Consider the following 25879-nt stretch of genomic DNA (forward strand, 5'->3'; position numbering starts at 1 on the left):
ATTGGTTAACCAAATTGGTTGACCAAAAATAAGGATATTTGTAAGACTAGCAAATATTTAACATAAAAAGGGCGGTTTAAATTACGAATCGATAATTATCTACTTTAGAAATCATCAATTCGATAAATTCTATTACTTGTATATCTATCAGTAATTAGAAGTCTATTTGGTCACATAAAGAATGATTAGTTTATGGTCTAAAATAAACTTTAAATAACAACCCGATAAGAAAACTTAATGTTATTCCTCATTTGGTTCAGTACCTGCACCAACAGTAGCTTCTCTAAACCATACTTCAGCGTAATCGCCATTTGCATATTGCTTTGCAATATCGCCATCATAAGTATCGGCACCAGTGCTCCATACAATATTGTCTTCTGGAGATTTGCCATTGGTTTGGTTATATGCCCCTTGTTTAAAATATTGAATTTCACCAGCGTATGCATTTTCACGTTCCAGACCATCACGACCTATAGACGCATATAATGTTTTTATCTGTTCTGGTAATGTTTTAGTGAATTCAGATACCAATAGATTTTTAGTGAATTTAACCGTTTTGTGACCGTCACTTTTAAAAGTTAAGTACATAATACCCTTATGAACATTGATTTCATAACTAAACTCTTCTCCCAATTCAATACCATTTTCTGGTTCTTCTGGAGCGGTTGTTGAATCTGGTCCTACTACTGACATGTCATTACCCCAAACAGCTGAGGAGTAGTCCCATCTTTTTGAATTGTCTCCTTCAGTGTTAATTTCGTAATTCCAGAAAACAGAACCTTTTGTATGTCCTGGAAATTTCTTGTAGAATATTTTTATCGGCTCATTTTCGTGTCCTTCATCACTATGTATTTGTCCAACAACAACAGCATAAGAAGCGGCAACTCTAGCGTCGCCGGAAGTTGATACGTGCTGTACTTTTAATGTGCCGGTCAATTTTCCGCCTGTTTCGGGTATCCAATGTGCTTTTTGACCTAGCTCTGTTCTAGTATTACTAGATGTTCTTGAGGTGATACCACTGTTTGGTGTTTTGTATACTACCCAATCCGTTTTGCCGTCGTTAGCAACGTAAAAGAAATCATCTTTAGCGTAATCTTTAAGATTATCTTCATAGGTGCCATCACCTAATAGAATTTTCCATTCATCCATAAATGGGATGACATCGCTTGGGTATTTTGTGGTAACTACACTATCTTTTGTAGATTTTTCAGTAGTATCTGAAGCTTTTTTTGAGTTGTCTTTACAGGCAAATAAAGTTATTACTGCAATGATGGAAACTATAGATTTTTTCATATTGTAATATATTTTGCGTGTTATTAGTACATCAGTTTAAGAGGAAGGTTTTCTTGTACGATTAATTTTCCGGAATTTTTTATTTCATTGTTAGATGACCTATTGTTCTTTGCTCCCCATAAACGCGCAACCAGTTGAACAGGATTATCAATGAATTTGTTATTCTCAAGATTTACATTGATAATTCCATATGTATTTAGAAGCAGACCTTCTTCACTTTTTAAACCACAATGAGTAAATGTGCTATTGAGGACAACTAAATTACCGCCAACGGTAGATTCGTCGTAGCCACCTCTATAGTAGTCGATCACGTTATTCGCAACACCGTCAAACAAACAGTTGTCAATGGTAATGTTCTCGGCATTATATTCGCCCTTGTCATCTGTTTCTTCAGATAGTTCTAACCCGTTTGCACAATTTTTAATTTCCGTAGATTTAAAAGTGATGTACTCTGAAAACGATAATTTATATGCTTTTAAAACATAATCGAAATTGGATATTTCGCAATCGATAACATTTAGATTGTAAAGGCTAGACATGTTGTTTTTTAAACTAGCAAAAGCGTATTGTTCTTTGTTACCTACAAGCTGAATATTCTTGAGCGTAAGTTGCCCTTTCGGATTCATTTCAAATGCCGGACTTTCAGATGCCCCTTTGTATTCAATAGTTGCTTTTGCATCTGCTGCAGTAGCCATTATAGTTATAGACTTGTCAATTTTTAATGGAGAACTTAAATCGTATCGTTGGGCGGTTAAGTTGATAGTGTCTCCATTGTTTGCAGATGTAAGTGCATTTACAAGTTCTGTTGTTGTGCCTGCTGCATGTGTTTTACCAGATTCGTTCTTAGAAGCTGTGTTAGAATACCAGTCTGTACCGTATTGAGATACATCCATCATATCCTTTTTGTTCACAGGTTTGCCTACTACTGCACCCACCATATTATTATCTGCCCTAGAATTACCGAACAAATCTGCAGTGATCTGGTCAAATTCAAATCCGCTATAAAGTTCAAAGTTTGCCAATGAATTATCGGGCATAAGAATGTCGCCATCGGCTACAGTAGTACCAAAATCTTTTTGGGTAAGTCCGTCGACATCATCAAACATAATTCCTTGGTTGTTAATGACATTACTTTTAAATCTAATGCCGTCTATAGAGTCATGTTTAACAATGGGTTGCTCATCTCCTTTGTCATTATAAATAAGATTGTTTGCTACAGTTGTTCGTATAGGTGTTGCCGATCTAATCTCAGATTTTGGCAGAATGTCTTTTTGGTTTGTGTTAGAACCTACTCCAAATTGCCAAGGCGACACACAATTTACCCAAGAATTGTTGGCTACAACAACATCGGTAACCTGTAAATATCTGTTCAAAGGTGATTTTGGAATACCGTTCATAACGGCAAGCGGACTCCTAAAAGTTTTTCCATTTAAATTGTAGAAATAGTTATTGGTTACCCAATGTCCTGTACCAATTAATCGTATACCACCTATTTGTTCAGAATTTTCATCCCCAATAAAAACATTGCCATCAATAATACAGTAGTTACCATGTCTTGTAACCAATGAACCTTCACTCTTGTAAAAAACATTGTTTCTAAACTCATTGAAATTGGTTTTGCTAGAGATAATTTCTACTTCACCGTTACAGTGGTCAAAAAAGTTATTTTCAACTAAAGTATAACTAGGCGCCATAGAGGTAAAACTATTGCCAAGTTGAATAGTTTCTGCACTAGGTCCGCCCTTAGGAGGTCTAGGACCAAAATAGTTATTGGTGATTTTGTGGTAGTTCTTTATACTGTTGTTACCGGCCAAGTCGATTCTTACTGTTGGTCCTCTATTAGATTTTCCGGCAATGTAGCAATGATCTAGTTCATTGTGTCTCCCTTTAAACAAAACCCATAAATCTGTTTGATTACGTTGAGCCTTGTTGAAATCTATAATCGCACTGTTGGTAATTTTACAATGGTTGGCTACCGAGTCTTCACTAATGCCAAAATCAATAACGGCTGATGAGGGAGATGATCCATTCGTAAAATGAAGCCCATTAATGTTCAAATATTCACCGGCAAGTTTTAAATCTGAAGTACCTGTAATCAAAACCTTACCAGGGGTTTCTGCCCGTAATGTGATAGGATTTTTCTCATTACCATATGCTACAAATTTAATGTTCACATCTTTCCAATCTCCATTGGCCATAACAATATCATCGCCAGGTTTTGCCTGGGCAATTGCTGTGTTCAATTCATTTATATCGTTTACGGTTATAGCGCTGCTACTTGATTGTTCACTGCAAGAAAACAGTATAAAAACAAATGCTAATAGTAAAAAATACTTTTTCATTATATATGTTATTAATCTGGTTTGAAACTAATTGTAGATTTTAGGAGTGTGATTTATGTTACAATCACACTAAACTGGTTAACCAGTTTGGTTGACCAAAAATACATATATTTGTAAGAATGACAACTAATTAACACAAAACCTATTGATAAAATATAAAAGGGATATTAAAAATGAGAGAAGATAAAAAAGGTATATCTAGGAGAAATTTCACCAAGAAGTCGGCTATGGCATTGGCAGGCTTGCCTTTAGTAAGGTTAGAAGGTGATTTTCTACAGCCAAAAATTGCTGCCAATGATGCTATTGAGGTTCACCTTTTTTCCAAACATTTACAATTTCTTGATTATAACGAAATGTCTGCTGCAGCTGCAGAAATAGGATTCAATGGATTAGACTTAACGGTACGCCCAAAAGGCCATATACTGCCCGAAAAGGTAAATGAAGATTTACCCGTAGCGGTAGCGGCAATGGAAAAATATGGGTTTACACCTAAAATGATGACCACCAATGTTTGGAATATTGAAGATGCCGGTCAACGCGAAGTATTGAAAACTGCCAGTTCTTTGGGGTTAAAGTATTATAGAACAGGTTGGTTAAGTTACCCTGAGGATATAGCTATTGATGAAAGTTTGGCTCAATATGCAGCCCAAGCTAAAAATTTAGAAGACTTAAATAAAGAGTTAGGATTAATTGGATGCTATCAAAATCATGCAGGTAATCACGTGGGCGCACCTATTTGGGATCTACCAACAATTTTTTCAAAAGCGAATGGTGAGTTTTTAGGTTGTCAGTATGATATAAGACATGCCGTTGTAGAAGGTGGCAAAAGTTGGGAGTTAGATTTACGCCGTATTCAATCTTACATAAAATCTATAGTAATTAAAGATTTTAAATGGGGGATAAAAGGTGATTCATGGGAGCCTATTAATACACCTTTAGGTGAGGGTATGGTAGATTTTAATAGATATTTCTCTTTACTTAAAAAATATAAGATCAATGTGCCAATATCATTACATCTAGAATATGATTTGGGTGGAGCAGAGCATGGGGCTACAAAAATATCAATGGATAAAAAAGAAGTGTTTGCTAAAATGAAAAAAGATTTGATCTTTTTAAGAGAAGCTTGGGCAAAGGCAGAATAATATAAAATTTAGAAAATATACAATGACCAAAATAGCTAAGGCAACAAAAGAAAAATTAAGAAAAGTAAGTACGGCAACCGTTGCAACTTGTTTATTTAAAAAAGGATTGAAAAATCAGTTTATACAACACGTAAAACCATTAAAATTGGGTAGACCCACTATGGTTGGTGAAGCATATACATTACGTTACATACCTGCTCGTGAAGACTTAAACCCCATCTCTGTATTTAGAGACCCAAAGCATTTACAAAGAGTAGCTGTTGAAGAATGTCCAGAAGGCGCTGTAATGGTTATTGATAGTAGGCAAAATGCCAGAGCAGCATCTGCAGGATCTATTTTGGTTACAAGGCTAATGGTGAGAAATGCAGAAGGTATTGTTACCGATGGTGGGTTTAGGGATTCCGCAGAAATTGCCGACTTGGATTTTTCGTCATATCATAATAGACCTACGGCACCAACGAACTTAACGTTGCACCAAGCAATAGCTATTAATGATCCTATAGGTTGCGGTGATGTTGCCGTATTTCCTGGTGATGTTATACTTGGAGACGATGACGGCGTAATGGTAATACCTGCGCATCTTGCCGATGAGGTTGCAGATGAATGTATACAAATGACAATGTATGAGGAATTTGTGATAGAGCAAGTTCAAGGAGGTAGGGCAGTAATAGGTCTTTATCCTATGGTAGATGAAGGTATAAAGGCAGAGTTTGAAAAGTGGAAAGTAGATAGAAATTAATATTAATCATTAGATAAAAAAAGGTGGTCAGTTCTTTAAAGAACTGACCACCTTTTTATTTATAGACAAATTTAAACTATTCACCACCTCTTGCAGGGTAGTTGTTTTTGTTGACGTAATCTATCGCATTTAAGATATCGTCCCAATGAGGTCTTGCAAAAGGCATTGTTTGTATAGCACTTGCATAAAGGGTATTATCAGGGCGAATTAAAAACAACCCCGGTTCTGAAAATTCATCAGGTTCTTTATCAGATGTTTTTTTAGAAACATATAATCCCCATTCTCGTGCTGTCTCTATTGATAGATTGTAACCAACAGGCAATTCTGGAATATCCCATTCCTTACCTGCTTTTTTTGCACGTTCTTCGCTATCGCTACTAATGGCAATTAAGTGAACACCTCTATCACTAAAATCTTTTAATCTTGTAGCAAGATCTTCTAAGTAATTTTTACAAACGGGGCAATGCAATCCTCTATAAAATACGACCATAGTAAAAGATGTACTGTCTTGTTCATGTAGGCTCCATTGCGTATCGTTAATTAAAGGTATTTTTAATTCAGATACTTCTGATGTGGGTTTTATCATTGTAATATTAATTTATAATTAGTATTTCATAAAAGTATAAGAGCTGTATATTAAAGCTTTGTTGTATACCTTTTAGTAATAGTGCAAAAACATAAATAGAATAGGTTACTGTTGCTATTCATTTTCAGCTAACCATTGTTCGTATTTTGCGTACTGCGAACTAGATAAAATATTTTCCAGTTGGCGGGTGCGTTCACTCTCTATGCTGCCTAGCATTTCTCCACTTGCAGTATTGGCTTGTTTGTTTTTAAAACGATTCATTTCAGAAGTAAAAGTGCTAATTTGTTCTTTGCTCATTTCTAATTTTGCGAACATGGTAGCATATTCGTCATTTAGTTTTTTGGAAGTATTTTGAATGCCTGTAGTGCTTATGGTATTAGTTGATTCATTTTGAACTATGGACTTATCTGTAGTATTAGTTGAGTTCTTTTTTGTGCTTGAGCATGCTGTCAAAATAACTGACAGCGCTAGTATAAATACAATATTAGTTTTCATGATTTCTTATTTTAAAATTCTTTTTGGAAAAATATATTTTAAAATAGATTGCGATAGATGCAATCACATAAAAATTTGACTCTTCAGATAGGGGTCTTTTTAATATGTAAATACTGTTTATACTTATTATTGAAAAAAATGTAAGAAAAACAGTACTTGTTTGCAGTGGGTTTTCATTGAAAGGTAGTATCTTATAAACTTAATACGTAGCTCTTTATATTTTAGTTACCATGTACAATCTGGTTTATAAATCAATAGCAAATACCCTTACTTCAACTCAGGTTGATGAAATTTTATTGGAATCTAGAGATTTTAATAATAGACATGCTATTACGGGTTGTCTTATCTATCATGGCGGTTTTTTTATACAATATTTAGAAGGTAATGCGGAAGTAGTCTTGGCTTTGTTTGAAAAGATTAAAATAGATACAAGGCACAGAGAGGTCATTTTGCTCTCTAAAGGCAATATTTATTCTAGGGAATTTGATACTTGGAGTATGGCTTATTTGTCTAATCAATTACCAAATGAAGCTTTTAGGTATATTAAATTAATGGTTAGTCCAGAAGAAGAAATTCCAGATATGTCAGTTATACCTAATCCTACTTCAAAAAAATTCTGGCTTGCAGCGAAAAGGTTATTGAACAAAATAGGGCATGAGAATTTTAATTAAAAATCTTCCTTTTGTAAGGTCAAAAATTGTTTACAGTAACCGGCTGTTAAAATCTGGATTTTTTTACAATTAAAATAAGCCTTAATAAATTATGGGCAAATTTTTTAGAATATTCATTCATATCGTTTAACTCTTCAATTTTTTTTAGATTTTCATATCGTTTGTGAAATTCTAACGAGCACTCTTCGCTTTTAAATTTGATAATGGGTAGTACTTCTTTAAGTATATTATGAACTTTTAACGCCTTTCCTCTTGTATAATAATCAAGCTGATAATGTTGTAGAATTATTAAAAGTTCATCACAATTTTTAAATGCCATAAGAAATAAATAATAGATGACAGAGCATCTGTTATAGTATAGAATATATCAAATGTAAGTAATTTACTACAAAAATATATTTTATTGAGTTCATATGTTTCACTAAAATGGTATAGAGTCAGTAATCATTTTTTTTGGCAAAAAATCATAGGATGATTGTACATAATTTTGATGGTTGTACAGGTATTATGATGAAAGAATGAAAGATTTAAGAATATATATAGCGGATGACGATTTTAATGATCGCGACTTTTTTATGGAAGCCTTAAGTAGTGTTCCTGTAAAAACAGAGGTATTTCAGTTTGATAATGGTGTCGATTTAATGGATAAATTGTTTTCTGATGTCACCTTACCTCACGTAATTTTTTAAGATTTATATATGCCTATTATGGATGGGTTTGAATGCCTTATGGACATAAGAAATTTTAAAAAATTCAATAACATTTATATCATAGCATATTCTTCAATTTATAGAGATAGAGAAGTAAACCAACTAAAACAAGATGGAGCCAATCAGTTCTTAAAAAAGTCGTCTTCTTTTAAAGAACTAAAAGAATTGTTATTAAAATCATTAAAATCAGTTCCTATCAATAACACAAATATCTTGCCTAAAGAGGAGTTCGTTGTGCTAACTTAATTAGAATAGCCATTTTTACATGCCTTGACGGAGTATTTAGGTATAAATTTCATTAATTTAGTTATTCAAATTACCCATCAAAACATAATCCATGAAAAATATTCTTAGAACTCTTTTAGTAGTAATGTTAATGGTTGCCAGTGGAACCCAAGTTTTTGGACAGAAAAAACTAGACCAAGAAACTGTAGCAGATTTACAGAAAACTCCTAAATATGGTTTTATACTAACTACAGAAAGGCACTTTAAAGGTGTATTAAGTATGTATGACCTTTTAATTGAAAATGGTGTTAAAATAGAAGATTATGAAATTGTGGTCAAAGGTAAAGTAGTGACGCAATTGGTTAAGGATTCAGAGTTAGAAAAGTTCTTTCAAAAGTATAAAGGAAAAGTAAGAGTTAGTGTTTGCAGTGTGGCAATGGAAAAACTAGGAGTTGCTGAAGAAACACTGTTTGATGGTCTTGATGTTACACCAACCGCATCGGTTCGTATGTTGCAATTGCAAGCTAATGGTTATAATACATTAACATATTAAGAATATAATGGGTATAACGATTATATAATTTACTTTCTAATAAGGGAATCACATTTATTTTACCATGATCACATAAATTAAAGGTCGCTGAACTCTGTTTAGGCGGCTTTTTTTATAATGGCTCTTTCGTTAAACAATTTCTATATTTGCTAGGCGCAAAACCAAACCTAAATCTATAATATCTAACACCTAAAATGAAAGTCTGTATTGCTGAAAAACCATCTGTTGCTAGAGAAATTGCTGCTGTTCTTGGTGCAAGTTCTAAGCAAGATGGGTATTATGAAGGCAATGGCTATGCGGTTACCTATACTTTTGGACATCTTTGTACACTTAAGGAGCCTAATGATTACAAGCCACATTGGAAAAGTTGGGATTTAAATAATCTACCCATGTTGCCCGATCATTTTGAAACCAAAGTTTCTGGAGATTCTGGTATTCGAAAACAATTCAAGATTATTAAGCAATTGTTTGATAAAGCTGATGTTGTTATCAATTGTGGGGATGCTGGCCAAGAAGGAGAATTGATACAGCGTTGGGTATTGAACGAAGCTAAATATAAAGGTAAGGTTGAGCGACTTTGGATTTCTTCTCTTACCACTGAGGCTATAAAAGAAGGTTTTAAGAATTTAAAACCGTCTACAGACTATGACAATTTATATTACGCAGGTTTCTCCCGTGCCATAGGCGATTGGCTTTTAGGAATGAATGCCACTCGTTTGTATACTTTAAAACATGGTGGTTATAAACAAGTGTTATCCGTAGGTCGTGTGCAAACTCCCACTTTGGCAATGTTGGTCAATAGGTTTAAAGAAATAGAGAATTTTAAGCCACAACCTTATTGGGAGCTGCAAACATTATATCGCGATACTTTATTTAGTTACGAAGAAGGGCGTTTTCTTAAGGTAGAAGATGGTGAGAAATTGGCGAACATAGTAAAAGAACATGATTTTGAAATTGTTTCTACCACTAAAAAAGCAGGCAATGAATATGCTCCCAAGCTTTTTGATTTAACAGGGTTGCAAGTATACTGCAATACCAAGTTCGGGTTTAGTGCAGATGAGACGTTAAAGATCGTTCAGAAATTATATGAGCAAAAAGTAGTAACCTACCCAAGGGTAGATACCACATTTTTACCGAATGATGTATACCCAAAAGTACCGGGCATACTCAAGAATCTTACAAAGTACGATACGTTGACAAAACCATTAGATGGTAAGAAACTTAAAAAAACAAAAAAGGTTTTTGATGATAGTAAGGTGACGGACCACCACGCCATTATTCCTACTGGTCAACAAATGAACTTGCAATACAATCAGCAACAGGTTTATGATATTATAGTACGTCGTTTTATCGCTGTGTTTTATCCAGATTGTAAAGTCTCTAATACTACCGTAATAGGTAAAGCAGAAAAAGTAAACTTTAAAACTACCGGAAAAGAAATAATAGAGAAGGGGTGGCGTGTAGTTTTTGAAACACCTAATTCTACCACTAAAGAATCTGGAATATTACCCACTTTTAAAAAGGGAGAGAAAGGTCCTCATGAACCTTCATTTCTTGAAAAGCAGACAAAACCGCCAAAACAGTACACAGAAGCATCACTGTTGCGTGCCATGGAAACGGCAGGGAAGAAAGTTGAAGATGAAGAGCTGCGTGAGCTTATGAAAGAAAATGGTATAGGTAGACCTTCTACACGTGCCAATATTATAGAAACCCTGTTCCGTAGAAAATATATAAAAAGAAATAAAAAGCAAGTTATACCAACTGTTACCGGCATTCAATTAATAGAAACTATTCAAAATGAAATGCTGAAATCTGCCGAGCTTACAGGTAAATGGGAGAAGCAGTTGAAAGATATTGAAAAAGGTACTTTTAATGCCGGTAGTTTTATTAAGCAAATGAAGCAAATGGTAGATCAATTGGTTTACGAGGTGCGGAGTGAAACTAGAAAGGCAAATATTTCAGCTGTAAATAATAAACCTGCTGCAGCGGCTTCTAAGAAGAAAGCAATAAAAAAATCTTCAGGATTGACTTCGGAAGCTTGCCCTAAATGTAAAAAAGGAACCATTCGTAAAGGAAAAGCTGCCTATGGCTGTTCAGAGTTTAAGAAGAGTTGTGATTTTGTAATTCCGTTTAAATTTGAAGGTAAAACCATATCAGAAAAGCAGTTTATTAGACTGTTTCAAAAAGGATCTACCGTTAATTTAAAAGGCTTCAAAGTTGATAGTGTTTCGGTAGAAGGTTTAGTTAGGTTTGACGATAGTTTTAAATTAAAGTTAGAGCCTAAGAAAGGAAAGATTCAGGCAAAGTCTAAATCTGAAGAAAATAGTTGCCCTAAATGTAAAAAAGGTACTATCGTTAAAGGGAAAACTGCATATGGCTGTAGCGAATACAAAGCAGGTTGCAACTTTAGATGTAGTTTTGATACCATCCGCGAAAAAGCAAATGGTAGATCACTGACCAAAGATTTGGTTTATGAGATATTTAGAGAGGTTTAGAAATATAAAGCTTCTCAGTTTTCTAAAAGCTTTTTTTCTTAGCAGAGTGCATTTGATTTGAACCAGCGACCTTCGGGTTATGAGTTCAAGAAAATTCCTACACTAAAAAATTAACTAACTAATTATCAGTAATTTATATTTTTGGTTTTTCCGAAAATCGCTTCTCTCCGTATGCGGTAGCGTATTCGGTCTTATTTAAAGTGAAGATAATAAATACTTAAGGAGAGAGAAAAATTAGTCGTCTAAATAAAATCGAAATTCTAATTTGTGCTATTGGTAGACAATGATTCGGCAAGAACTAAAGCGTTATAAACATTTACTACGCTTCCTGTTTTGGAAAGTTCATTGAAGGGTATTTTAATGTTGTTATCCGATGAGTCTTTCATAGAAACTTCTATATTGTATTGAACTCCTGTTTTCTTCCTGTACTGATTTAAGCTTTTTAAGCTGTTGGACGTCCATATTCCCATATTTACGTTTCCAGCTATAAAACGTTGCTGTGGTGATACCCTTGTCACGATAGATATTGGTTACCAACATTCCTGAATCTACTTAAGAAGTATAGATACTATCTTCACTTCGTTAAATCCACTTTTCTTATTAATTTAAAAGTTAGGTATTACCATCTTTTTGCCAATTCTTTCTCAATTTGCTTTTGAAGTTTGATGACCTTTTTTTCTACTAAACGATATTCATAAAGCTTATTATTTCTACTATTGTTCATTCTAAATAAATAACTATGTAGTAAATTTTTTTCTTTTAAAGTCAACTTCAATGGAAGTTGTATGTTTTTTAAATTTCCATTCTCATCATAACTAAAAGAGTTTGCAAGTATATTTTCTATTGGAAAATAATAGTTTACAAAAGATTGATTCATTATAGAATTTTCTTCATAATTTTTTAAAATGACATAATTATTTTCATATAAGGTTATGATCTGGGAGCGTATAGAATCATTTTTAATGATTTCTAGCCCTTTTGATTTTAAGCTTTCATAACCAGAAACATTCATTACACTATTATTATCACCTGTTAAATAAAAATGATGTTCCATTAAAGAGTCTTGTGAAACAGGAACATTATTGAGAATTTTCTTAAAGTAAATTATGGCATCTTTAGCAACTTTGTGCCCGGTTATGTTTGCTTTAATATCAACTAAGTCTAGTTTTAAACCATTATTTATTTCTAGTAGTACTTTTTCCTCTGCTAAGGCATCTCTTCTATTATCGTTCCAATTATTTAATGCAAAGGCAGAAATTACTGCTAAAAACATAGATGTAAATTCAAAAAAGTATTTTCCGAGTTTTGGCTTTTTAAACATCATAAGTAAAGTAAATTTTTAATGCTTTTCTAAAATATCAGAAAATTTGGTGTTGTTTCCTCAATTTTTAAGTTCTTCAGTTTTTTGGTATTTTCGTCTTTAAAAGTACGAATACATTTACAACATAGATAAAAAAGAAGATGCTATGGCACTTACAGAAAACTAAGTAAAAGATGTTATTGTAACATCTTCAATAAGAGCTTGGGAAGACGAGTAATTTAAAGATCAGTTATTTGTAAAACCTTTAGAATCGATTGAAAGATTGACTTAGTGACGTATTAGTATTTTACGGAATTGAAAAATACTCGGTTTTGTGGAATTTAGTTCATACTCATCTGAAATAGAACTACCACCTTATGATATTGTGGTATATGAAGAATTAAATGATGAAGCAGTAAATTTTGTTTCTGGTAAAATCTTTGATTATTCTGTTTTAGTTTTTATAGGAGTAAGTTAAAAATAACGTAATCACTTTACAGATTCTTTTTTTAAAATGATGATACAATATGTAGCTCAATAATCACTTTGAATCGTATTTAATATAATTTTTTTTAACTAATTTAATATTCCAAACTCCATAGTGTAATTACTATTTATGAAAGAGTTAAATAGAGATAACAAATAAAGATGCAATTATTATGAGTTACATGAATAAATTTGGAGCTGAAGATTTAGATTATCTTTTACATCATGATGAGGGACTAAAATGCTGGCAAACCGATTATAGGTTATTAAGAGAACGAGATGAGGAATATGATACGCTTGTAAGATTAGGAGGTATGCAAGATTTCAAAAACTTATGTGAATTGGACAAACCTAAATTAGTGCCGAGACAACGCCCCATGTTTGCTTAAAATTATTGCATCCCATTGGTTTCCAAAGGTTTAATTTTCCATGGATTTCGCTGGGTATAACTTGAAATAATTTTGGCAGTATGATAAGAATGTTTTTTTGGGTCTAACATATCTTTTAAATGTTCTAAACTAGAAACCGATTGGGAGTTGTCTAAAAATCCATATCCTTGATAAACACCATGAAGAATTAAAACAAAACTACGTTCCTCTTTGGTGCGTCCTTTTTCAAAAAGTACATAATTGTCATTTTCATTGTTGAGATAATCCAAGGCATTTTCAACTTTAAGATTGTATTGTCCTATTTCTTCCTCTCCGGCGCAGATGCCATCACACTCGGTATATTCGCCATGGGTACATCTACCCAACTTGCTTTTTAAACCAGTTTGTAACGGGCATAGTCTAAATTTCTCGGTCAGTGCTATCAACCGTTTAATAGCATCGCCTCTTTTCAAGAATATTTCGGTGGGGGAGTGCACAAAAGGTCTTCTTTCAATCTTTAGTTGTAGTACCCCTTTTCTGTTTTTTTGAGGTACGATATGGTAAGTAACATAACTTTTCTTTTGAATGTAATTAAACGGTGGGTCTAATTTATCGATCAGGTCCGCTTCTCGCAACAAGGCGATTAGTTCGCTGCCGGTAGGTTCAAAATCTATATGGTAAGTAGCATCGCAAAGTGTAATTTCTTTCTCGCTCGTATTATAGAAATGGCTCAATACCCTTTTTTTAATATCCTTCGCCTTGCCAACATATGTTACCTCACCCTTCTTATCTTGAAACTTATAAATGCCGGGGGAGTTAGGTAAAGCGTTTAGTTTTTGATAGGCTATGTTTTTGGGTGCTATACGTTCTTTCTCAACTTTAGGTTCTAAGAATTTAGAGATGACCATTTCGTCATCATCAAGCAAAATCAATCTTTGAAATAGTATGGCAACTGCGGCATTGTCATCATTTAAATCATTTGATGCTGTGTAGGGAATATTAAGAACACCGCTTAAATAGGGTAGTTCATAACTAGTCATGTTCGGAATCAATTTCTTCGCTAAGCGTACGGTACATAACTGGGGAGTTTTAAAAGAGTACCCTAAATACTTAAATTCCGATTGCAGGGCGTAATGTAGAAATGATGCGTTATGCCCTACCAGTATATGATTTTCAAGTTCTTGTAATATAGTATTAGCAACTTCTGAAAAAGTAGGGGCTTTTAAAAGTATGGTATCGGTCAAACCTGTTTTTTGCTGAATGTAATTTGGCAAACGTTCTTCAGGATTGATATTGGTAGTAAAGATAGGTTCATAATAATCACCCCTAAGTTTGCTTATAGATAGTTGAACAATTCTAAGAGGGTTAGGCTTATTACCAAAAGTGGTCATGGAGATAATGGCAAATTTTCTTTCCTTCATATTTGATATTTAACTGAAATCCATCCCTGAGGAGAGGTCTATACTATTAGGTTTTGCAGCATCTTTAACTTGCTTAAAATCATAACCAATAGTTTCTTGTTTTACCAATCCGTCAGGTATAGTCGTCAAAAAATAAGTTTCCGCAGCATCTTTCTGTTGTTCCATATTGGCGGGAATAGATTTACCGTGAATTGCCGATATAGAAGCGGTATTTCTAGTAATTATCAATCTATTCTTAGCACGGGTCAGTGCAACGTAGAGCACTCTACGGTCTTCCTCAATGGCATCTACATCATCTAAAGACCATGCGGAAGGAAATGCTTTAGGTGATACATTTAAAACAATACAAACATCGGCTTCCAATCCTTTTGCAGAATGAATGGTGGAAATAACTACATGGTCTTTTTCTTCATCGGTCTCTAATTGAGTTTCGCTTAAAACTGGTGCGCCGTTCATTTTTTCGGCATTATCCAATAGTCCTTCACCTATAAACTCACCTAAGCTAGCATAACTATTCGCCAAAAGTTTTAAAACAGGGAAATCACCTTTACGCTTCTCGATCCAATCTTTGCGATATCTAAAAGCCAACCCTAAGGACATGGCATCATAGGCAATGTCCACCATTTTACCCACTTTGCCTTTCTCTTTTTGAACGGCGTTATAGAGTTCTGCAATTTTGATTCCATCCTTTCCGGGTATGGCACCCTGTAATAAGGTTGGGATGTCGGTTTTGCCTTCATCCGCAATAATTACCGCCATAATTCTAGAAGCCCTTACTTCACCTATACCTTCCCAAAAAGTCAAGAATCTTACCCAGGCAATTTCATCGTATGGGTTGTTGACTATTCGCAATAATGAAACCAAATCTTTTATATGGGCGGCCTGTAAAAATTTACGCCCGCCGTAGGTAACGTACGGAATCTTTCTTCTAATGAATACCGCTTGCAATGTTTTCGTATAATATTGAGAACGCGATAAAATTAAATGGTCTGCAAACTTGCGGTCCTCATCGGTATAATTTTTTAAGATTTCATCGGCTACCCAATTAGCTTCTTGCCATTCATCGCTTACGTTCAATAGCACAGGTATTTCTCCGCTTCCTCTAACAGACTGCAATTGTTTTTTATAATCTATAGGCGATTTGTCTAACAACCAATTCGAAATATCCAATATCTCTTGCGTAGAGCGGTAATTTTTTTCAAGCTTATAAACTTCAGAATTGGGTACACGTTCTTTAAACTGATGTACATTTCTAAAATCTGCACCTCTAAAAGAATAGATAGATTGCGCATCATCACCAACACAGAATAAACTACAGATATCAATGAACGGGGAAAGCAGTTCCCATTGCAATGGGTTGGTGTCTTGCATTTCATCGACCAACAGATAATCAAGGTCTTGAGATAAAAGCTTTCTAGCTTCTGGATTAGATTTTAACTGTGTAGACACTACCAGCAATAAATCATCATAATCAAGATAATGTTGTTCCATTTTCTTTTTCTGATATGCCCTTAGTAAAATTTCTACATTAGGTTTCATGGCGGTTATCTCATACTCGGTATCCTTGTCTTCTTTGCCTTTGTATACTAAAATGCGTATAGATTCGGTCAAATTCTTTTTGGTGTTTCTGGCGTAAGAATAAATATCTAGCAGTTGCTGAGGTTTAATGCGAAGTTTGCCATATACCTCGCCATGGCTACCAGAAACCATTTTCATTAAACCTAATTGATCATCCGGGTCAATAACCGTAAAGTTGGCGGCGCCGAACAGATTAGGGTATTTAATGATTAGTTGGTTACACCAAGAGTGGAAGGTGGCACCGTTGAGTGAACGCCCATTAGATTGTGGTAAGCTGGCTTTTACACGTTCTACAATTTCATTGGCAGCTTTCTTGGTAAAAGTTAGGATCTGAATCTTTGACGGGTTTGCCCCATTTTCTATTAGGTAGGCAGCCCTGGCGATAATGGTGCGTGTTTTTCCCGTACCGGCACCTGCCAAAACCAACAGGTGTTTGCCTGAAAATTCAACTGCTTTTAATTGTTGCTTGTTTAGTTCCTCTTTTAAACTCATGTAATCTTATAATTAAATTGGAGCTTGTATTTAGTAGCTTCAAAAAGACAATTCAAGCTTTAAATTATTATGTTTCTACTCAAAAACATAACGCTAACTAATTAATAATTAGCTTTATTAAGTATTGGGTCAGATATACTTTTTGTGCTAAAAATTTACTCAAAACCATTATTTACGATATGTATTTTTGTGCTTTCAATTAAGTTTTTGAGTCTCTTCAATTCATTTGAAGGGTTATTGATTGGATTTGGATAACCACCTCGCCTCGAGGTGGTTTTATATTTTTTATGGGCATTGTTAATAATATTTTCAAATTTACATTAAATTATTTGGAATATATCCTGAAATTTGGACAATGTCCATTACAGTATTTAGAAATTATGATATCAAGAGTATAAAAGGTCTTCTTAAAGAGATAGGTCAAGAACGTTATGAGTGTGCTCTAAAAGATTTAGGGCTTTTAGAGCAAAGACCTATTTCAATGAAAGGGTTCTTCGTAGAATATGAAACAGACACCCAGGACATTTATTTATACTATAGGTACCCCTCTCGCGTCGTATTTAAGATTTTGCCCGTTTTAGGCTTTTGGCAAGTGCCCCATGATCATTGGGTAAGGGAAAGAAAAGAAAAATAATCGATAGTTTATGATTGATTTAGATAATCGTTTAATTAAAAAATCTGAGAATAACCATAGGGTCAAAAGTCCTACGCAGACCGGTTTTTCCAGTCCGGCTACGCATTATAGTGAACCTAGAATAGATTTGAACGAAGTATTGGTAACCAACTCTTCTTCCACATTCTTTATAAGGGTTGCAGATGATGAGTTCAAGGAGCATAATGTGCTTACCAATGATGTGCTCATTGTAGACAAATCGCTTGCTCCAAAATTAAATCTATTAGTGCTGGCAACTGTAGATGATAGTTTTAAGATCGTACGTATAGATCAAAATGCTACGGAAGTACTGAATATATGGGGAGTTATAACCTTTGTAATAAAATCTGTACTATGATAGCATTGGTAGACTGCAATAGTTTTTATGCATCTTGCGAACAGGTATTTAGACCAGATTTGATAAACAGACCTGTGGTTGTTTTAAGTAATAACGACGGATGTATCATTGCGGCCAATAAAGAAGCAAAGGCGTTAACAGATATTCCTATGTTTCAGCCCATATTTAAAATCAGGAAATTGTTAGATGCCAATAACGTCACCTATTTTTCTTCTAATTACACCTTGTACAGCGACATGTCTAGAAGAGTGATGGATACCTTAATGACATTTTCTCCAAGAGTAGAAGAATATAGTATTGATGAAAGTTGGGTTGATTTGGCATGTTTAAAAATCGATAATTACAATACCATAGCCCATACCATTAAGAATACGGTTCATAAAAATACGGGAATATCGGTGGGTGTGGGTGTTGCAAAGACAAAATCCTTATCCAAGTTAGCGAATAAATATGCCAAAAAAATACCCAAGAACAATAATGTTTATGTGGTAGATAGTGAACAGAAAAGACAACATTTGTTATTGCAGCTGCAGGTAAAGGATATTTGGGGAATCGGTAAGAAACACGCTATTCGTTTACAGAACAATGGCATACATACCGCATTAGACTTTGCCAATATGCCCGTTGCATGGGTACGAAAAGAAATGACCGTAATAGGGGAGCGACTTTGGAGAGAATTAAACAATATTCCCTGTCTGAATTTAGAGACCGAACCAAATGCCAAAAAGGGAATTGGAACGGCTAAATCTTTCGGGTTTAAACTAACGGACTATTCGTTGATAGAGGAGGCATGTAGTTATTACGTAGCGGAAGTTGCAGATCTATTAAGACAGCAACAAAGCTTGGCATCTCAAATAGAAATATCGTTACAGACCAATCAACATAGCGCCGTTGATAGGCAGTATCGAAATAGTATTGGCATTCAGTTAGATACACCGACCGATAGTACCGTAAAACTCACAAAAGAAGCACTTAAAGGGTTAAGGCAGATATTTAGACCAGGCTACAGGTACAAGAAAGTAGGGGTGAACCTTACCCAATTGGTACATCAAAAAGAGGTGCAGACCAACCTTTTCCATAATCCGCATAAAAGCGAAAGCAGTACCATCACCAATGTTATAGATACGCTGAACGGAAAGTTCGGGAAGAACAAGATAAAAGTGGCAAGCGTAGGAAACCGAAGTAAGGAATGGGCATTGATAAAAGAACATCGTAGTCCTAGGTATACTACCCAATGGGGAGAGTTAATGACCATTGGCAAATAATAATGACATCTTTTGTTGAGTTAATCAGAAAAGAACCGGCTTTTTTAATTAACTTAATGTCTGTTAAATATAGTACTAGAATAAATGTTTCAATTAACCTACCAATCTAAAATATCACCAGAACTGACGATAGGCGAAATTGAGAATATCCTTGTAGACGCACGAAAAAGAAATAATACGCGCGAAATAACCGGATGCCTCGTGTACTTTGAAGAAAGTATCGTGCAGATTTTAGAAGGTAAAAAAGAGGATGTTATGGATTTGTTCGGTAAAATTGAAAATGACCATAGGCACCATACTTTAGACCTCTTGTGGGAAGGTCCGTCAAGACAAAGATATTTTCCAAATTGGGATATGGCGCTATATGCACCGGCTGATGATTCTGAATATTATGATTCAAAGGAGACCTTTATTACCAATATGACCTTGCTCGCCGATCTTTCCAAAAAAACAACTTCTGCCTTGTTATCCTTTTGGTCTACTGTTCGCAAGAATTTGAATGGGTAAATCTACTGGCGGCTAAAGCAAATATATACTGCATATATATTGTTGTGCATAAAAAAAAGCCACTGAAATTTCAGTGGCTTCTTAACTAGTAGCGGGGACTGGACTCGAACCAGCGACCTTCGGGTTATGAGTTTTTGATACTAATGCATCATAATAATATAAACATACTGATATTCAATTATTTAATTAAAAATTAATATAATTTGGTATCAAATAATATCAAACGAAATCAACAAATGTTGTACCTATGTTGTACCCAAAATGATTACCTTTATACTGAAGATTTAATAAATTCGATATGGCAACAATTAGAGCAGTTACGAGAAAGAAAAAAAACAAAGCTGGACAGCTTCCTATTGCTATTCGAATCACAAAAGACCGTAAAAGCACCTTTCTAAATACGGGTCAATACATCGATGAAAAGTTTTGGGATGAAAGGAATCGTAATGTTAGAAAATCCCACCCTAACTCCAAAGTCCTCAACAATTTTATAACAGGTAAGCTAGCCGAAGCAAATGACAAGGTTCTCAAATCGGAAATGAAATCTGAGTATGAAACTGTATCAGAAATAAGAAATAAAATAATTAAGAAGAAGGGTTTAGACTTTTTTACGGTTGCAGATATGCATCTTCAAAATCTTAAGAACAGAAACAAACACCATCAGTACGATACGGAATTTGGTCGATTGAAAAAGTTTAAAGAGTTTCTAGGTAAGGATTCACTTCCTTTTAACAAGCTGGACGTTACAATCCTAAAGAAGTTTGAAACACACTTATTACATCGCAAAAACCTATCGCCTAGAACTGTTGTGAATTATCTGATTCTTATAAGAACCATTTATAATTTAGCTATTTCAGAATCTATTGTAGATAGGGGGTTGTATCCTTTTGGGAAAGGTAAGATGACCATTAGAATTCCTGAATCTCAAAAAATAGGGTTTACCGCCGATGAAATACAAAAACTTGAAAATGCGCAAGGTATAACGGAAGCCCAACAAAAGGCAATTCATATTTGGCTTATTAGTTTTTATTTCGCTGGCATACGAGTTGGGGATGTACTTCAACTAAAATGGTCGGATTTTAATGATGGTAGGCTACTTTATAGAATGAATAAAAATAGCAAACTGGTTTCTCTAAAGGTTCCTGAAAAAGCAATTGAAATAATCGAAAATTATAAGGATGAATCAGAAAGCAACGGATTGGTGTTTCCTCAATTAAATCATATAGACCTAAATAATACCGAGGAAGTTTCAAAAAGGACACAATCCATTACCAGAAACCTAAACAGAAGGCTAAAAATTGCAGCAAAGCAACTAGGCATAACTAAAAACATAAGTATGCATATAGCTCGACATAGTTTCGGAAATATTTCTGGGGATAAAATACCAATTCAAATGTTACAAAAATTATATCGTCATTCTTCGGTGACCACAACAATACGCTACCAAGCAAACTTCATCAATAAAGATACTGATGATGCGCTTGATAGTGTCATTAATTTCTAATCATACTTGTATGTTTAATCTTAAAATTTATCTACATTAAATCCCCTCAAAACCATTATAAAATATTTCGGTTAACTTTAAAAGTATTACAATGACAATTAATTATGATACATATATTCACAACGGGCGGCACAATCGAAGGTTTGGATTATGAAAATGACCAAGGTGTTACAGAAACTAATATAACAATTAAAGACTTTTTAGATAGTGCAAATGTTGACTTTGAATATACCATCGAAAGTATCTTTAAAAAGGATAGTCGAGCTATTACTGAAAATGACCTTGAATTGCTTCTCAGTAAGATAATTGGAACTAATGCGACCAAAGTATTAATTACACACGGTACTTTCACGATGGAAGCTACCGCAAACTATATAGGAAAGCTCAATATTGGCAAAACTATAGTTTTAGTTGGGTCTTTCATTTTAGGGTCGTCTGCTAATACGGATGCCCCATTTAATTTAGGGTATGCAATTAGCTCACTACAATTTCTAAAGCCAGATGTTTATATTGCTATGAACGGAAAAGTATTTCATTGGAACAATGTTGTAAAAAACTTAGAAACCAACAAATTTGAGCATAATGAATAGTAACATTATAAATGTTTGGGACATCTATACATTGGACAACGTTTTTCTATCTATTGCTAGATACGTTCATTGTATTGTTTGCGATTTACGCTTCCAGAAAACAGAACTGTAGGAGCCTTAAACGTTTTATCAGTCTTGGCTTACTTTTTATTACATACAATATTACAGGGGGTTTACTTCCCATAGATAGCTTACCAGATCCAATTATTCTTCAATATATCGTTACCTACAGCGTGGCCATTACTCTTTGCGTTTTCATAATATACCACTTATATAAAGAATACGATATAGTAGTTCTATCCTTCAAATCATCTGTTCGGAATGTTGCTATAATGGTAGCAGTCTGTTTTTTAATATTATTTATAATTCCTTATTTGCTAACGGACAATCTTGATACGGCAAGACTTTTTTTTACGATTCCGATTTCGATAATTGCCTTCATTTTTCTAGTCATTTTCTATCGTCGAATATCAATACCAAATAATCCTAAGCCCGTTATCTTGAGAAGGAACAAACTTTCATTAATTGGCGCATCAAGTATTGCATTGCTTCCCGTTTGCACGCTGATAGGCGATTATCAATGGCTTACATTTAGCGTAATGAATATTGCATTTTACGCCATTACGACCATAGAAATCGACAGGTATCTTTATTTTATCGAAAACAAGAACAGAATGTATCAGGTTTTTGCGTTGAAGAAAAAGCATAGAACCGAATTAATAAAGAATAAGATTATCTATGAAGATTTGACCCGTCGTGAAATCGAGGTTGCAGTTTCCATTTTAAGTAACTTGAGCTACAAAAATATCGCTAAAGATTTATTCATCGCGGAAAGTACAGTATCAAAACACGCTTCCAATATTTTTAAAAAGAGTGGCGTGAAAAATAGAACTGAATTTTTAAAACGATTCCGGAAGAAAAAGTAATAGCTACCAAAGACTTCAATCCTAGTGTTTACAGTAAATGACTGTAGTTCCGTAGAAAAATACGGTATATTCCGTAATTAAGTACGTCACAGTTTCTTGACTTTATTTTACTAAAAAAGTAAATTAACAAGAATTCCATTACAACCCTTGCTAAACTTGATTTTTTTAGAATATGGGTGCGATTTAATCTAGTTTAGATCACGAAAATATCCTTTTTTAAACCTTCAATTAAAACACGTTAATATGTTTTACAATTTTAATACGCCTTCTTATGAATTTACAATTATTATCAAAAAAGCTGATAAAAGATTTGGATGATGTTAGAATTCAAAATGATGACATCTTGGAAAGGGCGTATCAATCCATCGCATTATGCAGCAGTTTACTCAGCACCTTTAAGAAAGAAATTCTTAGAGAAGGATTTAATTCCATCAAGGACGAAATAACATTCTTTAAGGAAACCAAGCAAATTCCGCTAACAGCACTAATTTATTTTTCAGAGATACATTCTTTTGAAACACAGTTCCCGAAGGCGGGTAAAAATTATCAGTTAAAATATATCAAAAAGAAAATCAACAAACTCAATCGTTTCTTCTTATACAATATCGATTTTGGGCGTTATATTAATTCTGAAGCAGTTCATTTTGATAAAGAGTATTATACAAGAGACCATATGAATACTTTTCGCATTATTACCTCAAAATTCTATTTTCAAGACCCAGAATTTTGCACACCAAGAGATATGCTTTTAGGAAAGTTCAAGGCGTTCAATTCTCTGATAATTTATCTGGATGAAAAAAAAACTCGAATTCAGAATGGTTCAAATGGCCCTTTAACTTCAGCTACATCTTTTCAAAAAATCCGGTGGCCGTTTTCTAATACGGATTGGGTAGAATTGGTCTATGCCCTTTGTGCAAAAGGTTTAGGCAAGCAGGATAATCAAAGTATAATGAAAGTTTCTAAGCGATTGCAGCAGGTATTCGATTTTGAGCCAAAAGACATTTACAAAACATTTCAGGACATTAAAAATCGGAAAAATAGTAGAACTCTTTTTCTTGACGACCTTTCGATAGCACTTCAAATCGAAATAAAAAAGAGCGAAGAATAAGCCTTTAATGATTTCCTTAAACTCAATTTTAAAATGTTAAAATAAGACCGTACTACGGTAGACCTACGGTCTTTTGATTTTGAATACTTTTTTCATTTATTTTACTATGATTTGGCGTGTGATTTCTATTTTATGACCTTCAAAACACTACAGAACATATCAAATTTCAATATGTTAAATTTTGCCCGTACTACGGTCGTACTGGGGAATAAAATCCAATAAACCTATTCAAATTTGCAGAACGAAAGTCAAATCAGGTCAGGGGCTATCAATTAAAAGTTCAAACTCAGATAGTCCCTCACCATTAAACCCGTTTTATTATGCCGACAAGTATTATTACCACAGACGACCTTCGGGAATTCAAACTAGAATTACTCGATGACATTAAAAAACTATTGACCAATCAGGCCAAGGGAAAGCTCAAGAAATACCTCAAATCTTCCGAGGTTATGGATTTATTACAAGTAAGTCCAGGCACCTTACAAAACCTACGTATCAATGGTACATTGCCTTACACCAAAGTTGGGGGAATCATTTACTATGATTCTGAAGAAATTCAAACGATAATGACCGCCAACCGAGTGCAGCACGGTCTTAATTCTTAGGCGATGAACTATATAAAGCTACTCAATGCGGCTTTTGAAAAGTTCTTTTTTGATGACCGGCTCAATCCTACACATATCAGTTTGTATATGGCGCTGTTCCAAGAATGGAACAGCTCTAGATTTGCGGATGAATTTTACGTGAACCGCAGGGATTTGATGCTTGCGTCTAAAATAGGCTCAAAATCCACATACCACAGATGTGTGACCGATTTAAATGCTTGGGACTATCTAAGCTACTTTCCTTCCAACAATCCATATAAGGGCAGTAAAATCAGGATGTCCATTATCGGGACAAGTGATGAACCGGATATGGGACGGTACAATCCCATATTAGAACAGGTTGCGGAACAGTACCGTCCCAATGGTGTACCGCTTACGGGACAGCTCCATCCCATAAACGGACAAGTTGTGGACTCGCACCGTCCCATAGGTGGACAAGCATTGGTATCTAATACAAACAATACCAAACAAGTAAATAATATAAAACAGCCAAAGGGCTGGCAGGCTGTTATTTTATTTTTTGAAGAAAAAGGTTTTGATGCAAATGAAGGAAAAAAATTCTTTGAGCACTATGAAAACCGAAGTTGGCAAACAAGCGATGGTAAGGCGATTCGTGATTGGCGAGCTCTAGCAACAAATTGGATGGACAGAACAGAATTATTCGACGAGAAAAACGATTCAAACAAAAAACAAGCGTCCCAAATCAAGGACAACTTGCGAACCACTAAAAACAAAGATTATGGACAACCCCTCTAAAATAACCGAAGGTGGTGTTGAATATTCGCTGGGTAAATTTGATGGCAAAAGTATACTCTATGATTTTCCGAAAATTTTGATTTATCTGAATGATAAAGGAAAGCTACTTTTTGGTAAAAAATTCAAGATTTACGATGAAGACAAAGAGATTTTATTGAAGCTCTGTTCTTATTTTATAAAAGACAAAGAAAATTGCAAAACCTATGGAATTGATATTGACAAAGGCATTTTACTTTCTGGTCCCGTAGGATGTGGTAAAACCAGCCTGATGAAATTGCTACGCCATATTGTACCGATGCAACGACCTTACGAAATGATTCCTTGTCGGAATGTGACTTTCGGTTTTAACCATCTTGGTTTTAAAACTGTTGAAGAATACGGTAACACCAAATTCTACTGCTTTGATGATTTGGGCGTTGAACCTGCAGGACGGTTTTATGGTAAAGACCTGAATGTAATGGGCGAAGTACTCTTATCTCGATACGAGCTTTATCTACAAACCAAACATAAGATTAAAACCCACGCTACCACAAACCTAAATGCGGAAGAATTAGAAGAACGCTATGGCAATCGTGTTCGTAGCAGAATGCGAGAACTGTTTAATTTGATTGCTTTTGATAAAGGTGCTGGTGATAAGAGGAAATAAAGTGCTATTGTAAATTAAGTTTTGGCACAAACTCAATATTTTGCCAAAACTTAATTTACATACCCT

Annotated in this window: 29 protein-coding genes; 20 read left to right on the forward strand and 9 right to left on the reverse strand. The window is 34.4% G+C overall.

Translation table 11 applies throughout. The annotated features are described in order from the left end of the window. Window positions 1–240 precede the first annotated feature (240 nt). Window positions 241–1293 (reverse strand): polysaccharide lyase family 7 protein, encoded by a 1053-nt coding sequence (locus PXD56_RS12930; protein WP_276493760.1) that lies wholly within the window; start codon window positions 1291–1293, stop codon window positions 241–243. Window positions 1294–1316: 23 nt separating this feature from the next. Next, the gene (locus tag PXD56_RS12935; protein WP_276493761.1) at window positions 1317–3635 is read right to left on the reverse strand and encodes a chondroitinase-B domain-containing protein; all 2319 of its coding nucleotides are present in this window, start codon (window positions 3633–3635) and stop codon (window positions 1317–1319) included. Between the two features lie 173 nt (window positions 3636–3808). On the opposite strand from PXD56_RS12935, the gene PXD56_RS12940 reads away from it, so the two are divergent. After that, window positions 3809–4777 (forward strand): sugar phosphate isomerase/epimerase family protein, encoded by a 969-nt coding sequence (locus PXD56_RS12940; RefSeq protein ID WP_276493762.1) that lies wholly within the window; start codon window positions 3809–3811, stop codon window positions 4775–4777. Window positions 4778–4799: 22 nt separating this feature from the next. Next, a complete protein-coding gene (locus PXD56_RS12945; RefSeq protein WP_276493763.1) occupies window positions 4800–5516 on the forward strand; it encodes a ribonuclease activity regulator RraA in 717 nt (238 codons plus the stop codon). Between the two features lie 76 nt (window positions 5517–5592). Here PXD56_RS12945 and PXD56_RS12950 read toward each other — a convergent pair whose 3' ends face one another. Together PXD56_RS12950 and PXD56_RS12955 are read right to left on the reverse strand one after the other, a co-directional pair. After that, a complete protein-coding gene (locus PXD56_RS12950) occupies window positions 5593–6102 on the reverse strand; it encodes a peroxiredoxin-like family protein (RefSeq protein WP_276493764.1) in 510 nt (169 codons plus the stop codon). 114 nt (window positions 6103–6216) lie between these two features. Continuing rightward, entirely contained in the window at window positions 6217–6597 is a 381-nt protein-coding gene (locus PXD56_RS12955; RefSeq protein WP_276493765.1) for a hypothetical protein, read from the reverse strand. 230 nt (window positions 6598–6827) lie between these two features. Between PXD56_RS12955 and PXD56_RS12960 the strand changes: the two genes are divergently transcribed. Beyond that, window positions 6828–7268, forward strand: coding sequence for a BLUF domain-containing protein (locus tag PXD56_RS12960; protein WP_276493766.1), 441 nt, complete (start codon window positions 6828–6830; stop codon window positions 7266–7268). 46 nt (window positions 7269–7314) lie between these two features. On the opposite strand, the gene PXD56_RS12965 is transcribed toward PXD56_RS12960, so the two are convergent. Then, on the reverse strand, window positions 7315–7587 hold the full coding sequence (locus PXD56_RS12965; RefSeq protein WP_276493767.1) for a hypothetical protein: 273 nt from the start codon (window positions 7585–7587) through the stop codon (window positions 7315–7317). A gap of 199 nt (window positions 7588–7786) precedes the next feature. On the opposite strand from PXD56_RS12965, the gene PXD56_RS12970 reads away from it, so the two are divergent. The 4 genes from PXD56_RS12970 to PXD56_RS12985 all read left to right on the forward strand — a co-directional run bounded on the left by PXD56_RS12970 (window position 7787) and on the right by PXD56_RS12985 (window position 11251). Further along, entirely contained in the window at window positions 7787–7957 is a 171-nt protein-coding gene (locus PXD56_RS12970; RefSeq protein WP_276493768.1) for a hypothetical protein, read from the forward strand. A gap of 9 nt (window positions 7958–7966) precedes the next feature. Further along, on the forward strand, window positions 7967–8224 hold the full coding sequence (locus PXD56_RS12975; protein ID WP_338088461.1) for a hypothetical protein: 258 nt from the start codon (window positions 7967–7969) through the stop codon (window positions 8222–8224). Window positions 8225–8315: 91 nt separating this feature from the next. Further along, window positions 8316–8756, forward strand: a complete 441-nt coding sequence (locus tag PXD56_RS12980) for a DsrE family protein (RefSeq protein ID WP_276493770.1) — start codon at window positions 8316–8318, stop codon at window positions 8754–8756. A 194-nt stretch (window positions 8757–8950) separates the two neighbouring features. Beyond that, complete coding sequence (locus PXD56_RS12985) at window positions 8951–11251, forward strand: type IA DNA topoisomerase (RefSeq protein ID WP_276493771.1); 2301 nt, start codon at window positions 8951–8953, stop codon at window positions 11249–11251. A 366-nt stretch (window positions 11252–11617) separates the two neighbouring features. Here PXD56_RS12985 and PXD56_RS18635 read toward each other — a convergent pair whose 3' ends face one another. Both PXD56_RS18635 and PXD56_RS12995 read right to left on the reverse strand, forming a co-directional pair. Then, window positions 11618–11791, reverse strand: a complete 174-nt coding sequence (locus tag PXD56_RS18635; protein WP_420828449.1) for a transposase — start codon at window positions 11789–11791, stop codon at window positions 11618–11620. 79 nt (window positions 11792–11870) lie between these two features. Next, complete coding sequence (locus tag PXD56_RS12995) at window positions 11871–12524, reverse strand: hypothetical protein (protein WP_276493773.1); 654 nt, start codon at window positions 12522–12524, stop codon at window positions 11871–11873. Between the two features lie 361 nt (window positions 12525–12885). Here PXD56_RS12995 and PXD56_RS13000 point away from each other — a divergent pair, with 361 nt between their 5' ends. Next, window positions 12886–13029, forward strand: coding sequence for a hypothetical protein (locus PXD56_RS13000; RefSeq protein ID WP_276493774.1), 144 nt, complete (start codon window positions 12886–12888; stop codon window positions 13027–13029). Between the two features lie 181 nt (window positions 13030–13210). Next, the gene (locus PXD56_RS13005; protein WP_276493775.1) at window positions 13211–13426 is read left to right on the forward strand and encodes a hypothetical protein; all 216 of its coding nucleotides are present in this window, start codon (window positions 13211–13213) and stop codon (window positions 13424–13426) included. Window positions 13427–13428: 2 nt separating this feature from the next. Here the strand turns inward: PXD56_RS13005 and PXD56_RS13010 are convergent, their stop codons facing one another. Both PXD56_RS13010 and PXD56_RS13015 read right to left on the reverse strand, forming a co-directional pair. Next, window positions 13429–14826 (reverse strand): exonuclease domain-containing protein, encoded by a 1398-nt coding sequence (locus PXD56_RS13010; protein WP_276493776.1) that lies wholly within the window; start codon window positions 14824–14826, stop codon window positions 13429–13431. Window positions 14827–14835: 9 nt separating this feature from the next. After that, entirely contained in the window at window positions 14836–16896 is a 2061-nt protein-coding gene (locus PXD56_RS13015) for an ATP-dependent helicase (RefSeq protein WP_276493777.1), read from the reverse strand. A gap of 355 nt (window positions 16897–17251) precedes the next feature. Here PXD56_RS13015 and PXD56_RS13020 point away from each other — a divergent pair, with 355 nt between their 5' ends. The 11 genes from PXD56_RS13020 (at window position 17252) to PXD56_RS13070 (ending at window position 25813) form a co-directional block, all read left to right on the forward strand. After that, entirely contained in the window at window positions 17252–17530 is a 279-nt protein-coding gene (locus PXD56_RS13020) for a hypothetical protein (protein ID WP_276493778.1), read from the forward strand. A gap of 10 nt (window positions 17531–17540) precedes the next feature. After that, window positions 17541–17906: a S24 family peptidase gene (locus tag PXD56_RS13025; protein ID WP_276493779.1), complete on the forward strand. Its 366-nt coding sequence runs from the start codon at window positions 17541–17543 to the stop codon at window positions 17904–17906. Beyond that, window positions 17903–19171 carry a Y-family DNA polymerase gene (locus PXD56_RS13030; RefSeq protein WP_276493780.1) on the forward strand — a complete coding sequence of 423 codons (1269 nt, stop codon included), beginning with the start codon at window positions 17903–17905 and terminating at the stop codon, window positions 19169–19171. Before PXD56_RS13025 ends, PXD56_RS13030 begins: the two co-directional genes overlap by 4 nt. 84 nt (window positions 19172–19255) lie before the next feature. Beyond that, window positions 19256–19678: a BLUF domain-containing protein gene (locus PXD56_RS13035; protein WP_276493781.1), complete on the forward strand. Its 423-nt coding sequence runs from the start codon at window positions 19256–19258 to the stop codon at window positions 19676–19678. 298 nt (window positions 19679–19976) lie between these two features. Further along, window positions 19977–21182 (forward strand): site-specific integrase, encoded by a 1206-nt coding sequence (locus tag PXD56_RS13040; RefSeq protein WP_073240416.1) that lies wholly within the window; start codon window positions 19977–19979, stop codon window positions 21180–21182. A gap of 104 nt (window positions 21183–21286) precedes the next feature. Then, window positions 21287–21772 (forward strand): asparaginase domain-containing protein, encoded by a 486-nt coding sequence (locus PXD56_RS13045; protein ID WP_276493782.1) that lies wholly within the window; start codon window positions 21287–21289, stop codon window positions 21770–21772. A 500-nt stretch (window positions 21773–22272) separates the two neighbouring features. Next, window positions 22273–22698: a response regulator transcription factor gene (locus PXD56_RS13050; RefSeq protein ID WP_276493783.1), complete on the forward strand. Its 426-nt coding sequence runs from the start codon at window positions 22273–22275 to the stop codon at window positions 22696–22698. A 271-nt stretch (window positions 22699–22969) separates the two neighbouring features. Continuing rightward, window positions 22970–23806 (forward strand): RteC domain-containing protein, encoded by an 837-nt coding sequence (locus tag PXD56_RS13055; protein ID WP_276493784.1) that lies wholly within the window; start codon window positions 22970–22972, stop codon window positions 23804–23806. 320 nt (window positions 23807–24126) lie between these two features. Next, window positions 24127–24411: a helix-turn-helix domain-containing protein gene (locus tag PXD56_RS13060; RefSeq protein WP_073240412.1), complete on the forward strand. Its 285-nt coding sequence runs from the start codon at window positions 24127–24129 to the stop codon at window positions 24409–24411. A gap of 3 nt (window positions 24412–24414) precedes the next feature. Further along, a complete protein-coding gene (locus PXD56_RS13065) occupies window positions 24415–25167 on the forward strand; it encodes a hypothetical protein (RefSeq protein ID WP_276493785.1) in 753 nt (250 codons plus the stop codon). Then, window positions 25151–25813: an ATPase gene (locus tag PXD56_RS13070; RefSeq protein ID WP_276493786.1), complete on the forward strand. Its 663-nt coding sequence runs from the start codon at window positions 25151–25153 to the stop codon at window positions 25811–25813. Before PXD56_RS13065 ends, PXD56_RS13070 begins: the two co-directional genes overlap by 17 nt. Window positions 25814–25879 lie beyond the last annotated feature (66 nt).

This window comes from Maribacter zhoushanensis (genome assembly GCF_029350975.1).
In the GTDB taxonomy this organism is placed as follows: Bacteria; Bacteroidota; Bacteroidia; order Flavobacteriales; family Flavobacteriaceae; genus Maribacter; species Maribacter zhoushanensis.

What these genes read in the sequence shown, in the direction of transcription:
- PXD56_RS12930 (WP_276493760.1), bottom strand. Translation starts at nt 1,293, where the DNA reads ATGAAAAAATCTATAGTTTCCATCATTGCAGTAATAACTTTATTTGCC.
- PXD56_RS12935 (WP_276493761.1), bottom strand. Translation starts at nt 3,635, where the DNA reads ATGAAAAAGTATTTTTTACTATTAGCATTTGTTTTTATACTGTTTTCT.
- PXD56_RS12940 (WP_276493762.1), top strand. Translation starts at nt 3,809, where the DNA reads ATGAGAGAAGATAAAAAAGGTATATCTAGGAGAAATTTCACCAAGAAG.
- PXD56_RS12945 (WP_276493763.1), top strand. Translation starts at nt 4,800, where the DNA reads ATGACCAAAATAGCTAAGGCAACAAAAGAAAAATTAAGAAAAGTAAGT.
- PXD56_RS12950 (WP_276493764.1), bottom strand. Translation starts at nt 6,102, where the DNA reads ATGATAAAACCCACATCAGAAGTATCTGAATTAAAAATACCTTTAATT.
- PXD56_RS12955 (WP_276493765.1), bottom strand. Translation starts at nt 6,597, where the DNA reads ATGAAAACTAATATTGTATTTATACTAGCGCTGTCAGTTATTTTGACA.
- PXD56_RS12960 (WP_276493766.1), top strand. Translation starts at nt 6,828, where the DNA reads ATGTACAATCTGGTTTATAAATCAATAGCAAATACCCTTACTTCAACT.
- PXD56_RS12965 (WP_276493767.1), bottom strand. Translation starts at nt 7,587, where the DNA reads ATGGCATTTAAAAATTGTGATGAACTTTTAATAATTCTACAACATTAT.
- PXD56_RS12970 (WP_276493768.1), top strand. Translation starts at nt 7,787, where the DNA reads ATGAAAGATTTAAGAATATATATAGCGGATGACGATTTTAATGATCGC.
- PXD56_RS12975 (WP_338088461.1), top strand. Translation starts at nt 7,967, where the DNA reads ATGCCTATTATGGATGGGTTTGAATGCCTTATGGACATAAGAAATTTT.
- PXD56_RS12980 (WP_276493770.1), top strand. Translation starts at nt 8,316, where the DNA reads ATGAAAAATATTCTTAGAACTCTTTTAGTAGTAATGTTAATGGTTGCC.
- PXD56_RS12985 (WP_276493771.1), top strand. Translation starts at nt 8,951, where the DNA reads ATGAAAGTCTGTATTGCTGAAAAACCATCTGTTGCTAGAGAAATTGCT.
- PXD56_RS18635 (WP_420828449.1), bottom strand. Translation starts at nt 11,791, where the DNA reads ATGTTGGTAACCAATATCTATCGTGACAAGGGTATCACCACAGCAACG.
- PXD56_RS12995 (WP_276493773.1), bottom strand. Translation starts at nt 12,524, where the DNA reads ATGTTTTTAGCAGTAATTTCTGCCTTTGCATTAAATAATTGGAACGAT.
- PXD56_RS13005 (WP_276493775.1), top strand. Translation starts at nt 13,211, where the DNA reads ATGAGTTACATGAATAAATTTGGAGCTGAAGATTTAGATTATCTTTTA.
- PXD56_RS13010 (WP_276493776.1), bottom strand. Translation starts at nt 14,826, where the DNA reads ATGAAGGAAAGAAAATTTGCCATTATCTCCATGACCACTTTTGGTAAT.
- PXD56_RS13015 (WP_276493777.1), bottom strand. Translation starts at nt 16,896, where the DNA reads ATGAGTTTAAAAGAGGAACTAAACAAGCAACAATTAAAAGCAGTTGAA.
- PXD56_RS13020 (WP_276493778.1), top strand. Translation starts at nt 17,252, where the DNA reads ATGTCCATTACAGTATTTAGAAATTATGATATCAAGAGTATAAAAGGT.
- PXD56_RS13025 (WP_276493779.1), top strand. Translation starts at nt 17,541, where the DNA reads ATGATTGATTTAGATAATCGTTTAATTAAAAAATCTGAGAATAACCAT.
- PXD56_RS13030 (WP_276493780.1), top strand. Translation starts at nt 17,903, where the DNA reads ATGATAGCATTGGTAGACTGCAATAGTTTTTATGCATCTTGCGAACAG.
- PXD56_RS13035 (WP_276493781.1), top strand. Translation starts at nt 19,256, where the DNA reads ATGTTTCAATTAACCTACCAATCTAAAATATCACCAGAACTGACGATA.
- PXD56_RS13040 (WP_073240416.1), top strand. Translation starts at nt 19,977, where the DNA reads ATGGCAACAATTAGAGCAGTTACGAGAAAGAAAAAAAACAAAGCTGGA.
- PXD56_RS13045 (WP_276493782.1), top strand. Translation starts at nt 21,287, where the DNA reads ATGATACATATATTCACAACGGGCGGCACAATCGAAGGTTTGGATTAT.
- PXD56_RS13055 (WP_276493784.1), top strand. Translation starts at nt 22,970, where the DNA reads ATGAATTTACAATTATTATCAAAAAAGCTGATAAAAGATTTGGATGAT.
- PXD56_RS13060 (WP_073240412.1), top strand. Translation starts at nt 24,127, where the DNA reads ATGCCGACAAGTATTATTACCACAGACGACCTTCGGGAATTCAAACTA.
- PXD56_RS13065 (WP_276493785.1), top strand. Translation starts at nt 24,415, where the DNA reads ATGAACTATATAAAGCTACTCAATGCGGCTTTTGAAAAGTTCTTTTTT.
- PXD56_RS13070 (WP_276493786.1), top strand. Translation starts at nt 25,151, where the DNA reads ATGGACAACCCCTCTAAAATAACCGAAGGTGGTGTTGAATATTCGCTG.